Source organism: Postechiella marina (genome assembly GCF_039538365.1).
Classification (GTDB): Bacteria; Bacteroidota; Bacteroidia; order Flavobacteriales; family Flavobacteriaceae; genus Postechiella; species Postechiella marina.
Map to the genome: position 1 here is coordinate 51,521 of NZ_BAABCA010000002.1, position 14,251 is coordinate 65,771.

Below are 14,251 nucleotides of genomic sequence, written 5' to 3' on the forward strand. Positions count from 1 at the left end.
AAGTTTAAACTCCGGTTTTAAATAAAATGTATAAAATAAATTTATTTTTTTACCTCAAATATAATAGGCAACGAGTATAGCACATTTACATTTTTCCCTTTGTGCTTTCCTGGAATCATTTTTGGTAATGCTCCAATAACTCTAATAGCTTCTGTTTTTAAAGCAGGGTGTGGCGCTCTTGCTCTTATTTCTGTAATATTTCCATCTACACTTATTTTAAAAATAACATTAACACGTTGCGGTCCTGCTAAATTTATACTATCAGCAATTTTAGTGTTAAACGCTATACTTACATGTTGTGTAATATTATTAGAAAAGCATTTTTTAGATTCTAGGTTTGATAAATCTTCGCAACCAGGAAAAACAGGCACCTTTTCTATTACAGAAAAAGGCATGTCTATATCTTTTATTATATCATCAAAAAATGGATCTTCAAAACCTTTTTCGCTTGTAAAAACTAGTACTCTTTTTAAGGCTAATTCTTCTTCTTCATTTAAAGTTCCTTGGCTTTTAATATCGTTAAAAATTGAAGAAATTTTATTTGATAATTCAGAATTAGAAGCTATAGCAACATAGTTATCCATTTCTTTAATTAAATTAGAGTTTAACTTATTGCCTTTAATTATTTGCAACAATAGGTTTAGCCCTTTTTCTTCTCTATTAGAAACTTTACCTTTTTTTTCTATTAACGCCTTTATTTCTTTAACCTTAGATATTATAGAACTGCCTTGCTTAAAAACTAAGCCTGTTTTAAAAACTTTGTTTACAGCATAACCTTTTTCTACACTAGAGGTATACAGTAATATTGCTAAAACTACCGGGATTATTAAAGCATACTTAAATAAATGAATTTGTTTTGATTTTGTTTTTGTCAACATAATGATTCGTTTTTTGATTAATGATTGTTTAAAAAATGGATTGATGAATGAAATATTTTTAGTCTCGAATATTTGAGATAATAAATCTTGATAATAAGTATGCTTATCATGATCTTTAACCGCTTGATCATCTGCAATAAACTCGTGTAACGTTGTTAATTTATTTTGATAGATATACACTAAAGGGTTAAACCAAAATACAATACGCAGTGCTTCAAAAAACATTAAATCTACAGTATGTTTTTGCTTAACATGTATTAGTTCATGTCTTAATATAGACTCTTTTTTATCTGCACTTATTAAATCGCCTAAAAAAATGTAATTAAAAAAAGAAAAGGCCACGTTTGTATTTTGTAACATAACAAAGGTTAATTTGCCTTTATAAGATTTAGGGCTTATTAAAATGAGTTTTATAATTTTTATAATTTTAAATAAAAAGATAAACAATGTAGCAGCTACACCTGTATAAAAAATAATACTCCAAAAAGATGTGTCCACCTTTAATTCTTGGTTATTAAGTATTTCTGAATTATTAATAGTAGTATCTAATTTGCCTAAAATAATTTCGGGCAGTTCTATTATATAATTTTGAGGTACAACTTTTTTAAAAGATTCTATTTTAACAAAAGGTAAAACAATGGACAAAATTGTTGTTAGTAAAAGGTAAACACGGTTCCAATTAAAAAAGGTTTCTTTGTTTAAAAACAAATCGTAAATAAGTAAGAACAAAAGCTGAAAAGCTATGGTTTGAATGATATAATGCATCATAACTTTTCGTTTTTATTTATATCCTTTAATATAGATTCCATATCGTTTAAACTAATATCATTTTTCTTCATAAAAAAAGATACCATGCTCTTAAAAGATCCTTGAAAATAATTATCTACTAATTTATTTATAGATTGATTACTATAATCTTGCAGAGCTATTAAAGGAAAATAAACATGCCCCTTGCCCTGCTTTTCGTAATCTACAAACCCTTTACTTTCTAAAATTCTAACAATGGTAGACACAGTGTTATAAGCAGGCTTTGGCTCTGCAAAATGCTCTATTATAGATTTTACGTTTGCCTTTTTAAGGCGCCAAAGTATTTGCATAATATCTTCTTCTGCTTTAGTAAGTTGTTTCATTATCAGCCATTTATTTATTGAACTAAACTTTTAGTTAAACAAATATAACTAAAAAGTTAGTTTAAACTAATTTTTTAGTTTAAAATGTAACAATTAATACTTTTAATCGTCGAACTAATAAAAGAATTAAACACAATTATGGACATTATTTTACTAATTATAGCATCGTTACTTATTATTTTAGGTATTATAGGTAGCTTTTTACCCGTTTTACCTGGACCAATTACAAGTTGGTTTGGTTTACTAACAATTTATCTTACTAACACTATACCTATAAATAAACCGTTTTTAATTACAACATTTATTATAGCATTCTTGGTCTGGATTCTCGATTATATTATTCCTGCTGTTGGCACTAAACGCTTTGGTGGCACAAAAGCAGGCATGATAGGAACATCTATTGGCTTGGTTGTTGGCTTAATTGCCCCAATTCCTGCTGGTATTATTGTAGGTCCTTTTATAGGGGCTTTTATTGGAGAACTTTTAAACAAAGCAGATTCTCAAACCGCCTTAAAAGCAGCATTTGGAAGTTTTATAGGCTTTTTAACTTCAACATTTGTAAAGTTTATTGTAGCAGTAATTTACTTAGGCCTATTTTTAAATATAGTTTGGAGTTATAAAATGCAACTTTTTAATTTATAAAACGTTATAAATAGAAGAACCCTGTGGGTCTCTCACCTCCACAGGGTTATTGTAAATTGCTATTATCAACAAAATAAATTGAGGGATTAATTAATTTGAAGTGTTGATAGGACAAATATAGTAATTATACCGCTTTTCAAGCTGCGGAAAAACCGTAATTAGCATGTGGTTAAAATATAGAACCTAGTAACAACAAGGGATTTGAGAGATTTTAAAAATAAATTAATTATCATTTTTTACTTTTATTTAATCGACCAACTACAATTTATTAAACAAAACCTTTTTTACGAGCCTCTTTAAGCAAAGATTCGTCTTGCCCGTCCTCGATAGCGAATAAAACTTTTAATTGTTTTTTTCTTTTTTCTACCGCACTTAACGAAATGTCTAAATGAGATGCTAAATTTTTGGTTCTAATGCCTTGAGATAAAAGGTGAAGTATTTTTCTGTTTTTTTCGTCTATAAAAATATCACTAGTTATAGCTTTTCTTATATGGCTATTAACAGTACCACTATAAAAAGGCGGATTGTTTAATACCGCTTGAAATGCACTAGCCAATTCGCTTGAAGTTAAATCACTTTTTATTAAAAAACCTTCAGGATCTATGTTTCTAATAATATTATGAATTCGATATGACTCGTTAAACATAGTTAAAATAATAATTTTGGCATTAGGAAGCACTTTTCTAGCATATACAGCTAGATCTTCTCCAGAAGTCATGGTTCCGTCTGATGATGGAGGTAAACTAATATCTACAAATAATATATCGAAAGGCAAATCGTTTTTAACAGACCTATCCATAAAGCTTACTGCTTCATCACAGTTGTTAGCTATTTTAATGTCTAACTCTTGGCTGTCTTTTTTGGTTAAAAGTAATGTGTTTTGATACCCTTCTATAATAATGGGGTGATCATCAATCATTAAAATTCTAATTTTTTGGGTCATTTAGGGTTTGTTTAGTTTATGTTATTGGTATTTCTATAACTACTGTTGTACCAAGATTCTTTTCAGAATTAAAATAAATAATACCATTTATTTCGGCAATTCTAGAGTTCATATTTTTTAATCCTATGCCAAATTTTGCCTTGTTAATATCGAAACCAGCACCATTATCTTTAATTTTTAAACAGATAATAGACTTTTTTAATTTAAAAGTAAACACAACTTCTGTTGCTTTAGCATGTTTGTATATATTGTGTAATGCTTCCTGAATTATTCTATAAATGTGTATTTTATTTTTATTTGAGATACCATCCCAATTAATGGCACCATCATTATTCATTTTATATTTTAATTGATAGGCTAGCGTTTGTGTATCTATTAAACTTTTAATTATATCTATAAAACCAGAGCCAGAAACAAAATCGGTATTAAGTTCGTGAGACACTTTTCTTATATCTTCCTCTATAGTTTTTAACTGTGCTATGTACTTGCTTCTTGTATTAATGGCATCTGTAGTAGTAGCCATATTTAAACTATCTAGGCTTAACCTGGCTCCAAATAAACGTCCTAATACACCGTCGTGTAACTCTTCAGAAATTCGTTTTTTCTCTAAAACACGAGCCTCTTCAATATTATCTTGTTGCGAAAGCATCAGGTTGTAAATCTCTTCGTTTGTTTCTTGTTGTTGTTGTACAAACTTAAGTTCTTTGTTTTTTGATCTTTGATTAATAACCAAATACAACAATACTGAAGCCAATATTAAAGCACAAGAAATAATTAGTAACCATAAACGCTCTCTAGCAATTTGTATATTCTCTTTTTCAATTTCTTTGGTTTCGAACTTAATGCGCTCAAATTTATTTCTAATTGTTCTTTCTGTTTTTAGCAAACTGTCATTAAGCTTTACATAAGCCCTTAAATGCTTTAACGCTTTATCTTTGCTTTCTATTTTAGACAGTAATAAAAGCGCAGATAGCAAATCTTCGTTATTAAACTTCTCTGATATAGATTTTGCCTTGTAGGCATAAAACTTTGCTAACTCATTATCTCCATTTAAACTATAATATTCTGCTATTTGCTGGTTAATAATAATTGAATTATAGCCATTAAAACTTACACTATCGGCTATTTTTAAAGCTTCAAAATATAAATTAGGGAGCTTATCGTAGTTTCCAGAGTTAAAAAGAGCTTTACCATAATTACCAAGAACTAAAGCATAAAAACTAGGACGCTCTTTTCTTAAATTTTTATCGCTTAAAATAACATTATAATACTTAATGGCTTTATCATTTTCGTTTTTTAGTATATAAACTCTAGCTAAATTATTTATAGAGTTATCTATGCTGTTCTTAAAATCGCCTTTTAAACCACGTTTTAAATCTATAGCTTTTGTATAATAATTTACAGACTCTTCCAGTTGGTTTAATTGATTAAAAACAATACCTAAATTATTATATATATACGCCTTATACTTTCTTACCTCATTAACCTGCTTTAAGCTTTCTAAAATGGTAATAGCTTGAAATGAAGTTACCTCACTTCCTGTGTGATCTTTTTCATAAGTTTGTATTACAGCAATACCGTAAAGTGTTTTAGCATATTCTAATTGTTGCTTAGAATGTCTATAAAACCTTTCTGCTTTATGATAATAAAAATAAGAACTGTCGCTTAAATTAGAATACCTATATAACTCGCCTAACTGATAATGTACTTTTGCAAGACCTAAAGAATCATTAATTTTAGATTTAACAACATATTTATGTAAGGAGTCTATTTTTTTAAAATTACTATTTTGAGCTTGAATAAAATTCAAACAAAAAGAAAAGATAAATATAGAAACAAGAGATTTCAACAAAATAACAATTAACGAATTCCCTCAAATGTATCTATAATTTTTATAAAATAAAAAAGCTCTTTATTATTTTAATAAAGAGCTTAATAAGTTTGTAGCATATTAATTAAACTAATCCTGAACGTCTCCGCCAGTATAGTATACAGGTACGTCTGTGTCAATTAAAACATCGTCTTCATTTAAATCTTGTTTAGTACAAGAAGTTAAACATGCAATAAAAAGTGTTACTAATAATGTAATTTTTAGGGTTTTCATAATACTCGATTTAAGGTTAAATTATTTATTCTCTATTAATATTAAAATTTTTAAAACGCTCTCGCTAAGGCTAAAAAAAGCCTAAACAGAGGGAGAATGGATAATTAATTCAAAATCAACACACACGAGTGTATAATTGATTACATACTTATTTTTTGAGAGTCTATGGCTAAAACGCCAAAATGGAAAATTAAAAACTTAATAAACTTTTGAGGGACTTAAGGGATATCTATTAAGCGCTGCTAAATTAGGATAAACAGCTCTTTTAAAATAATGTTTTCGATAAAAGGTACAAATAATCGATGAAATGCAAAAGTTATTAAGAGTGCATTGTTAATAAGTTATGTTATTATAAAGCTTTTAGTGTAGATTTGGTTTTTACAACTGTTGTTTTAATAATTTTAGTTGTAAACTGTAACTCTTCTGTAGCAGGTGTTTGCAATCGTTTAATTAGTAATTGTGCAGCTTTAGCACCAATTTTTTTAGCATGTTGACGAATTGCGGTTAATGGAGGTACAGAGTGAATTGAAACAGATTTACTAGAAAATCCGATAACAGATATATGTTTAGGCACTTTGCGTTTAAAGTGCACAGCCATATTAATAGCTATAACTCCCGAGGTACTATCTGCAGCAATAACACCATCTATATCTTGGTTGTCTTTAAAAAAGGATTTTATTTTTTGATGAGAATCTTCACCTTTTCTTATTTTGAGACTTAATAATTCTTGACCAAGAGATTCTAAAATAGCTTGTCTATAACCTCGCTCTCTTAGCTTACCTACGCTTAACTCATCTATATTAGATATAAAAGCTATTTTATTGCGCCCTTCGTCAAGTAAGCTTTTAGTAGCCCTATAGGTAGAATCGTAATCGTCTACAATAACCTTATCGCATAACACATCGTGTGCTACCCTATCAAACATTACAATAGGATGTCCTTGACTCATTGTTTTTTTAAAATGTTCTACCTCATTTTTAATCTGAGTTTCTTCAGACACGCATAAAATAAAACCATCTACACTACCACTTGCAAGTAATTGTAAACTTTCTTTTTCTTTTACTAGAGACTCGTTAGAGATACATGTTATAATATTGTATCCATGCAAATTAGCTTCTCTTTCTATACCAAATAGAGCTTTGGCTAAAAAATGATTTAAAATATCCGGTATAATTACACCTATAGTATTGGTTTTATTTTGCTTTAAACTTAACGCAACTTTGTTTGGTTTGTAGTTATAAAGTTCTGCAAGTTCTTTAACGCGCTTTACTGTTTCTTGCCCAATTTCTTCACTATTATTAAGCGCCTTAGAAACTGTAGATATTGAAACATTTAATTCTTTTGCTAATTGCTTTAAAGTAACCATACTCTTTTAACCTCTTTGTTTATAACTATGCAATTTACAAAAATAGCCTTGTTATAATACATAGACAAAAAAATAAGTCAACTAAATAACGAAAGATTAGTGTTTATATAAAGTTTTACTTTTTATTTTGATAACAAATACAAGCCAAAACATTAATAATACAAATTTAAAAAGCTCATTATAACCATATAATGAGCTTTTTAATAACACTTAATCTATTTTAAATAACGTCGTGGTTTATTTAAAATTAAATACCTAATCCTTGTCCGCCACCAACTTGAATAGTCTCTGCAGTTAAGAATGATGCATCATCGCTAACTAAAAAAGAAACTACAGAAGCAACGTTTTCTGGTTGACCTAGTCTACCTAACATAATATTGTTTTTCCATGAAGCAAAAACTTCTGGCTTAGTAGATTTAATTTGCTTGTGAAAATCTGTATCAATAGTTCCTGGAGACACAGCATTAACTCTAATACCATATTCTGCAAGGTCTTTTGCTAATGCTCTAGTAATGGCATGTACACCAGCCTTAGATGTTCCGTAAACACCAGCTCCTGGTCCTCCTGCATTCCAACCCGCAATAGATGTATAGTTTATAATAGAGGCGTTTTCACCTTTTTTTAAGTAAGGTATAGCTGCTCTAGATGCGAAGAAAGTAGAATCTAAATTTAATGCCATTACAAATCTGTAAAATTCTGTAGTCATTTCTTCAAACCTAGATCGTCCACCTAAACCTCCTGCGTTGTTTACAAGAACATCAATTTTACCGTATTTTTCTCCAATTTTGTTAATGTTTGCTGTTACTTCTTCTTCTTTAGTAACATCAAATCCGTAGTACTCTGCTGTAATTCCTGCATCAGTAAGTTCTTTAATTCTTCCTGCACCAGCTTCATCGTCAATACCGTTTAATATAACAGTATATCCATCTTCTCCTAATCTTTTAGCTACTTGAAAACCTATACCTCCTGTGGCACCTGTAATTACCGCTACTCTTCCTTTTAAATTACTCATTTTATCTTGTTTTTATTAATTTTTCGATTATTTATATTTACTTATTTATTGTATTGTTTTTCTAACTGGACCTATATTCTTAATTAAAAAGAATATAGAAAGTACACCTAACACCACTGCAACGCATATAGCAATAAAGGCTGGTGTGTAAGAGCTTGTTGTTATTTGACCAACAAACCAGTTCATTATCATTGGAGAGACTGCTGCAACTGTACCAGCTAAACCTGCTAATGTACCTACAGATGGGCCTCTAAATAAATCGCTAGAAATGGTTTGAATATTACCAATTGCAAATTGAAACCCAAATAGAGCAAGACCAGCAAAATATATAAACTTCATAAAATCGCCTTGCTGTACAAATGTTATTATACATATAAAGCCTATTAAAATTAAAGCGCCTCCTACTACTATTGTAGCTTTTCTAGAATAGTTTACAGAGTGTTTTTTCATTAACTCTCCTGTAAACAAACCACCAATAATACTTCCTGCTGCTGCCATTAAATAAGAAATCCACATCGTTCCTGCTATTTCTTCTATACTTAAATTAAATTTATCGTTTAAGTAAATTGGCATCCATGCTGCAAAAAACCACCAGATTGGCTCAATAAAAAAGCGACATAATAAAACACCCCAAGACTGTTTATAGCTTAATATTTTACCAACACTTAAGCCTTTAGCTGTTTCTTTTACTGCTACCTCTTGGTCATCAATTTGGCTAGACATAATTAATTTACGCTCCTTATCTGTAACCCAAGGATGCTTTTCTGGTGTAGATTTATTTAAAAATAACCAAGGAATTACCCATATTAAACCTACTGCTCCCAGAATAATATAAGTTGTTTTCCATCCAAACTCTGTATAAAGTAAAATAATTACAAAAGGAGCAATAACGTTTCCTATAGATGCTCCTGCATTAAAAATACCTTGTGCTATAGCACGCTCTTTTACAGGAAACCATTCACCATTACTTTTAACAGCTCCTGGCCAGTTACCTGCTTCACCTAAACCTAAAAGCCCTCTAAATATAGATAAAGACACCAAACCAACAGCAAAAGCATGTAATACAGATGCTACAGACCATACTATTATAGACACTGTAAAACCTAAACGTGTACCTATTTGATCGTATAATTTACCAGACGCAAATTTACCTATAGCATAAGCTGCTAGAAAAATATTGAACATAAAAGCATAGTCTGCCTTGTCCATACCTAAGTCTTCTCCCATTTCTGGCCATAATAGCGCAAATGCTGTTCTGTCTATATAATTAATTACAGTAGCTATAAAAATGAGCACTATAATCCACCAACGTAAACCTTTTATTTTCATGTATTTATATTTTTGGTTAAATTCTTTTTTTACAATTAAAAAATAACACCGTTATTTCTTTTATTTAAAACAACTATGTAAGCATCCTTGCTATACAGTGTAAAACACTGAAAGCGAATTAATTAATTTGTCTTATACGAAGAAAATTTCTTTTAACTAAAAGAATAATCTTCCCTCCTGTTATTACAATTAAGGCTTAGCGTGCAACATAACCTCAATTATTTTTTTTTAAACATTATAGCAATATTGGTATAATGCTTTAAAATGAACTTTCATTTTTTCTTTTGCCATTTCTGGGTTCTTTAATTTAATGGCTTGATAAATATCTTGATGTTCCTTTATTCCTAGTAAAGCTTGACCATCATCGCAAACATGATATTTCTCGAAATTTGTTATTATCTCTGGAGTAATAGTTAACATAAAATTATTCATGGTACTATTACCACTTGCTTTTGCTATGGCTAAATGAAACAATAAATCTTCTTGTACTGCATCTTCGTTATTATTAACCTTTTCTGCATAAGCATCCAATGTTAACTTCATGTGTTTTAAATCGTCTTCAGTTCGTCTTAAAGCTGCTAATCTTACTGTTTTTAACTCTAATAAAATTCGTGTTTCTACAAGATCTTTAAAATCTGGTGTGTTTAAACGTAAAATATCATCTATCATTCCGTTTAAAGCAATTACACCTATTTTAGCTACAAAGGTTCCGCTTTGAGGTATAGACTTTAATAAGCCATAAAACTCTAATCTTTGTATGGCATCTCGAACATTACCTCGGCTTACTCCAAACTTATCAGACAACATACGCTCTGAAGGTAATTTGTCTCCAGGTTCTAAATTTTTATAATTAATTAACTCTCTAATTTTACTAATTATTTCGTTTTGAACTGATGGATTATCGCTTAATGTTATTGTTTCTAATTTCATACCCTCTAATATTTTATCATTATAACTGGCTTTCCTCTAACTGGTAAACCAATAATGTGATCAAATTTAAAAAAAACAGTTAAACTAATTAAGTTTACGTATAAACTTTCTTAAATATTATCAAAAAAAATCATTTTAAATTATGTAATTATTCAGATTACACAATAAATACTACAAATACTTCAATTTAAATACGTAATTACGTACATGTATATTTATTTAACAATCAGTGGCTAACTTCTAATTCATAATATCTTACTTTAGAATAAGCACCTTTATCTCTAGATTGAAAATAATTACCTGCTTTAAAATAGTTTTCGAAAACACCCCATCTTTTTATATGTATGTTATCGTAAACTTTATATTCATTTTTATTTAAAACAATGACCATTTTACCATCAGATACTTTTACCTCTAAAATAAACTTATTAAAATCGACTCTTTGTTCAAAATTAAAACCATCATCGTCTCCCCAAGCATCTTCATGTAGTAACTCTTCATTAGTTGCACTTAAATTTTTAAGCACCTTGGTTTTTACTCTTACCTTACCGTTATCCCAATATATTTTTAAAATAGGTGGTGCATTATTATCGTCTTCGCCTATTAAATCGCGCTGCTCATTAGTTAATCGCCCATGAATTTGCATAATAATGGTTCTATGGTATTTGCCATTTGCACCTCTTGTTGTCTCTTCCATAGCCAACTTCCCTTTCATGTAAGCCCCATCTCCAAATGTCCAGTTTTTATTATTATCGCCAGGTACCATTTGCTCTCTTAACTCAGATCTTGTATACTTTGTATTTCTGGTTTTAGAGTTAGTTGGCATGGCATGAAACACAATGGCACCTTGTGTAGAATCTATATACATATATGGCCTTGCCACCTCGTTATTTGCGAAATTTAATATTTCTGGTGGACTAATTTCTATTGGCTTTCCAGCTGCATTAGCTACTGGTAATGTTACCTTCCAATGACTTAAATCTATATGAGGTAATCGCACCTTTTTCTTTCTCTTGTTTTTCTTCTTTTTTTCAGTTTTAATCTCCGATGCAGAAACATTGCTTTTTTGTGCATAACAAAAAGCGTTTACAGATAGTATTGCTATCAATAAAATGTTTAATATTTCTTTACGGAAGTGATTCATTTTTATAATTTATATAATGCCTTTTTTATTAAAATCCTGGTGTGCTTAAAACGACATCTGTTAAAAACACATTACCCGACTTTTTAGGATCGTTTGGAACAAAGTAAAAAAGCACAAATTTTTGATCTGTTGATGTTAAAATATCATCTGTATTCTCGTCTACTCTACTTTGTGAGAAACCAAAAGTAGCATCGACCTCGAAACTAAAAGTTGTTTTAATCCACTCGTCTCCACCTGAAGCAGTGCCATTTACTTCGTTTTTAACCAAAGTTATAGGTTGCAATGTAGCTGCATCGTCTTGAGCTGGTTGGTCTGACAGGATGTAAAATGTACCAATTAAATTGTTTGGAGTATTTCCGCTTTTTCTAACAAATGCAGAAATCGTGTACTCTACACCTACCTCAACCTCAAAAGGCTGATAAGCTCTTTCTCCATTACTATCTGTTTTAAGAGATCTATCTGATATACCTCCTGCAGATTTTGCATCTGTACCAGAAGAGCTTACTTTATCTGTACCTGCATCTGGCAGCGCACTTACGTATGCTTCTAGAGCATCGTTTCGCCAAAAGTTATAAGGCGTATCGGTCTTATTATTAAATGTATTATCTGGATCTACTGTCCAAGCATCAACAAGGTCGTTTGTATTGTTTTCAGATGTTGGATAAGATTGCATATCTGCATTTTGTAAAACAGCTGCAAAAGTGGCTTCTACACCTCCAACAGGAACAACTTTTGTTATACTCCTGGATACTCCTGCATTGTTTGTTGTTGTTAAAACAACATCGTAAGTGCCTTTAACAGCATAAACATGAGATGGATTAACCTCTGTAGATGTGTTGCCATCTCCAAAATCCCAACTATGTGATACCGCTAAAATTGAAGCATCTGTAAAATCTACACTTAAAGTAGACACATTAAAAGTAAAATCTGGAACTGTAGACAGTACTAAGCCTTCTATGTTTTTTGAAACTGAAACTTTAGCGCCTAAATAATTTGTTGCAGTAAGTGTTGCTACAAAAGTTTCGTCTGTTTTATAGGCATGTACTGGGCTAAAATCGTCGTCATCCTCAGTATCTTCAACGTTCCACTCAACAATTTCGCCATCGCCAAAATCCCAAACTAAACTACTAGCGCCAGAGCTTATATTTTCGAAAGTCACTTCAGAATCTATCATTGTAAAATTAAAGTCTACAAAAATTGGAGATACACTTGAAGAGGCCTCTGCTACCAAACCATCTGTACTTGTTGTTTTTAATTTTACAGTATACAAACCTCCTTCTGAATATTTGTAATCTGGGTTAGCCTCTGTAGATGTGCTTCCGTTTCCAAAATCCCATAAATAAGATGCAGCATCTGTAGAATAACTTCTAAATACAACTGCTAAATTATCGTTTGCATCTGTACTTGTAGTAAAAAGCGTGTTAGGCTGTATATTATTTACATTTCCTGTTGGTGGTACAAACTCTTCGTAACCATTATCGTAACAAGAAATACAAGCTAAAAATATAAAACATAAAGCAAAAGTACTTTTACCCGATTTTTTAAATAATTTATTAATCATAATATTTAATTTTTAGATAGTTCTTATTGTTTAACTGTAATATCGAATGCATCTAATCTGCTCTCTACACCAGAGTTAGTAAGTAATAAAATTACAGATTCGTTCTCTCCTGCTTCAAAAGTTATAGCATGTTTTTTAAAAACATCAACCACCCTACCTACATTATTATCTGTTCTAGAAGCTATAATATTTGCCGATAATTTAGCCTCGTCTAAAGTTGAAGCATTAGGACTTACTATAGACACGGTAACGTCTCCAAAGGCATCAGCATTTAAGGCACTAAAATAAGTTAACACGTAGGTTGCTCCAGGAGTAACTTCTAGCAATTGATACCCAACTCGAGTTCCATCTGCAGGAAATTTAGCTGCCTGATAACCATCTGGAAGAATACCTAATTCTGATTTTGTATTAATTTGAAACACGTTACCCCAAGCACTACTGCTAGGCGACCTCCATGAATCTCTACCGTCTCCAGTACCATCAAACAAAGTACCATCATCAAAACTAGGCTCACCTATTTCTGGTACAGGAATAGTTGGCACAGCTTGATTTACTGTTATTGCTTTTTCTATAAATTCTGATTTACCAAGGTTATCTGTTACCGTTAAACCAACCGTATAATTACCCGGATTTGGAAAAGAAAATATTAACTCTTGATCTTGTAAGGTCGCTGCAGTTAAAGCAGCCATTTCTGCTTCTAGGTTAGATACGTTTTGCATAATATCGTCTGGAAGAGCATTATTTGCAGTTTCTAATTTAGCTTCAAAATCTGCTATTTCTGCTTCAAGAACATCTTTTTTATCTTGATTAGTTTCGCATGGTAATTTAAACTCGCGCTTAGCAATCTCTTTTTCTAACGCTATAATTTCTGCCAATTCTGCATCTATTTTTTGTTGAAGAATTGGTAAATCCTTATTAATAAAACTTACACCTTCTGATGGTGTAACGGTCCATTCGTAATTTGTACCATTTACTGCTAAGTTTGAACCAGCTTGGAAATTGTATTCGTACTTAGCCCATAATTCTACATCGTTACAATCAAACTCTGACGAAGAAACATCTGTAAAGTTATAAAAAGGTGTAGGCCCAGTAATGTCTTGTAAATCGCCCACATCTGCTAAATCATCGCTTACACAAGACGTTAGAGACACAAACACACCCAAAACTATATATTTTAAATTAGATAAATATGTATTCATAATTACAAAGTTT

13 protein-coding genes are annotated in these 14,251 nt (G+C 30.6%); 1 reads left to right on the plus strand and 12 read right to left on the minus strand.

Annotated features, from left to right (window positions below):
* Nucleotides 1–41 precede the first annotated feature (41 nt).
* Entirely contained in the window at nt 42–1,646 is a 1,605-nt protein-coding gene (locus ABD715_RS04060; RefSeq protein ID WP_344786810.1) for a M56 family metallopeptidase, read from the minus strand.
* Nucleotides 1,643–2,008, minus strand: a complete 366-nt coding sequence (locus tag ABD715_RS04065; RefSeq protein ID WP_344786811.1) for a BlaI/MecI/CopY family transcriptional regulator — start codon at nt 2,006–2,008, stop codon at nt 1,643–1,645. The genes ABD715_RS04060 and ABD715_RS04065 overlap by 4 nt, the downstream gene beginning before the upstream one ends.
* A 138-nt stretch (nt 2,009–2,146) precedes the next feature.
* On the opposite strand from ABD715_RS04065, the gene ABD715_RS04070 reads away from it, so the two are divergent.
* Entirely contained in the window at nt 2,147–2,650 is a 504-nt protein-coding gene (locus tag ABD715_RS04070; protein ID WP_344786812.1) for a DUF456 domain-containing protein, read from the plus strand.
* 268 nt (nt 2,651–2,918) lie between these two features.
* On the opposite strand, the gene ABD715_RS04075 is transcribed toward ABD715_RS04070, so the two are convergent.
* From ABD715_RS04075 to ABD715_RS04120, 10 genes are all read right to left on the minus strand, one after another.
* Nucleotides 2,919–3,593 carry a response regulator gene (locus ABD715_RS04075; RefSeq protein WP_344786813.1) on the minus strand — a complete coding sequence of 225 codons (675 nt, stop codon included), beginning with the start codon at nt 3,591–3,593 and terminating at the stop codon, nt 2,919–2,921.
* A gap of 16 nt (nt 3,594–3,609) precedes the next feature.
* Nucleotides 3,610–5,403 (minus strand): tetratricopeptide repeat-containing sensor histidine kinase, encoded by a 1,794-nt coding sequence (locus ABD715_RS04080; protein ID WP_344786814.1) that lies wholly within the window; start codon nt 5,401–5,403, stop codon nt 3,610–3,612.
* A 150-nt stretch (nt 5,404–5,553) separates the two neighbouring features.
* Nucleotides 5,554–5,697, minus strand: coding sequence for a hypothetical protein (locus tag ABD715_RS04085; RefSeq protein WP_344786815.1), 144 nt, complete (start codon nt 5,695–5,697; stop codon nt 5,554–5,556).
* 349 nt (nt 5,698–6,046) lie between these two features.
* Complete coding sequence (locus ABD715_RS04090; RefSeq protein WP_344786816.1) at nt 6,047–7,063, minus strand: LacI family DNA-binding transcriptional regulator; 1,017 nt, start codon at nt 7,061–7,063, stop codon at nt 6,047–6,049.
* A 247-nt stretch (nt 7,064–7,310) separates the two neighbouring features.
* The gene (locus ABD715_RS04095; protein WP_344786817.1) at nt 7,311–8,075 is read right to left on the minus strand and encodes an SDR family NAD(P)-dependent oxidoreductase; all 765 of its coding nucleotides are present in this window, start codon (nt 8,073–8,075) and stop codon (nt 7,311–7,313) included.
* A 45-nt stretch (nt 8,076–8,120) separates the two neighbouring features.
* Nucleotides 8,121–9,404 (minus strand): MFS transporter, encoded by a 1,284-nt coding sequence (locus ABD715_RS04100; RefSeq protein WP_344786818.1) that lies wholly within the window; start codon nt 9,402–9,404, stop codon nt 8,121–8,123.
* A gap of 228 nt (nt 9,405–9,632) precedes the next feature.
* Nucleotides 9,633–10,334: a FadR/GntR family transcriptional regulator gene (locus ABD715_RS04105; RefSeq protein WP_344786819.1), complete on the minus strand. Its 702-nt coding sequence runs from the start codon at nt 10,332–10,334 to the stop codon at nt 9,633–9,635.
* A 226-nt stretch (nt 10,335–10,560) separates the two neighbouring features.
* Nucleotides 10,561–11,478, minus strand: a complete 918-nt coding sequence (locus ABD715_RS04110; protein ID WP_344786820.1) for a polysaccharide lyase family 7 protein — start codon at nt 11,476–11,478, stop codon at nt 10,561–10,563.
* 28 nt (nt 11,479–11,506) lie between these two features.
* Nucleotides 11,507–13,039: a PKD domain-containing protein gene (locus tag ABD715_RS04115; RefSeq protein WP_344786821.1), complete on the minus strand. Its 1,533-nt coding sequence runs from the start codon at nt 13,037–13,039 to the stop codon at nt 11,507–11,509.
* A 23-nt stretch (nt 13,040–13,062) separates the two neighbouring features.
* Nucleotides 13,063–14,238 carry a hypothetical protein gene (locus tag ABD715_RS04120; RefSeq protein ID WP_344786822.1) on the minus strand — a complete coding sequence of 392 codons (1,176 nt, stop codon included), beginning with the start codon at nt 14,236–14,238 and terminating at the stop codon, nt 13,063–13,065.
* Nucleotides 14,239–14,251 lie beyond the last annotated feature (13 nt).

Coding starts and splice junctions, on each gene's coding strand:
- ABD715_RS04060 (WP_344786810.1), bottom strand. CDS start 1,646: ATGATGCATTATATCATTCAAACCATAGCTTTTCAGCTTTTGTTCTTA.
- ABD715_RS04065 (WP_344786811.1), bottom strand. CDS start 2,008: ATGAAACAACTTACTAAAGCAGAAGAAGATATTATGCAAATACTTTGG.
- ABD715_RS04070 (WP_344786812.1), top strand. CDS start 2,147: ATGGACATTATTTTACTAATTATAGCATCGTTACTTATTATTTTAGGT.
- ABD715_RS04075 (WP_344786813.1), bottom strand. CDS start 3,593: ATGACCCAAAAAATTAGAATTTTAATGATTGATGATCACCCCATTATT.
- ABD715_RS04085 (WP_344786815.1), bottom strand. CDS start 5,697: ATGAAAACCCTAAAAATTACATTATTAGTAACACTTTTTATTGCATGT.
- ABD715_RS04090 (WP_344786816.1), bottom strand. CDS start 7,063: ATGGTTACTTTAAAGCAATTAGCAAAAGAATTAAATGTTTCAATATCT.
- ABD715_RS04095 (WP_344786817.1), bottom strand. CDS start 8,075: ATGAGTAATTTAAAAGGAAGAGTAGCGGTAATTACAGGTGCCACAGGA.
- ABD715_RS04100 (WP_344786818.1), bottom strand. CDS start 9,404: ATGAAAATAAAAGGTTTACGTTGGTGGATTATAGTGCTCATTTTTATA.
- ABD715_RS04105 (WP_344786819.1), bottom strand. CDS start 10,334: ATGAAATTAGAAACAATAACATTAAGCGATAATCCATCAGTTCAAAAC.
- ABD715_RS04110 (WP_344786820.1), bottom strand. CDS start 11,478: ATGAATCACTTCCGTAAAGAAATATTAAACATTTTATTGATAGCAATA.
- ABD715_RS04115 (WP_344786821.1), bottom strand. CDS start 13,039: ATGATTAATAAATTATTTAAAAAATCGGGTAAAAGTACTTTTGCTTTA.
- ABD715_RS04120 (WP_344786822.1), bottom strand. CDS start 14,238: ATGAATACATATTTATCTAATTTAAAATATATAGTTTTGGGTGTGTTT.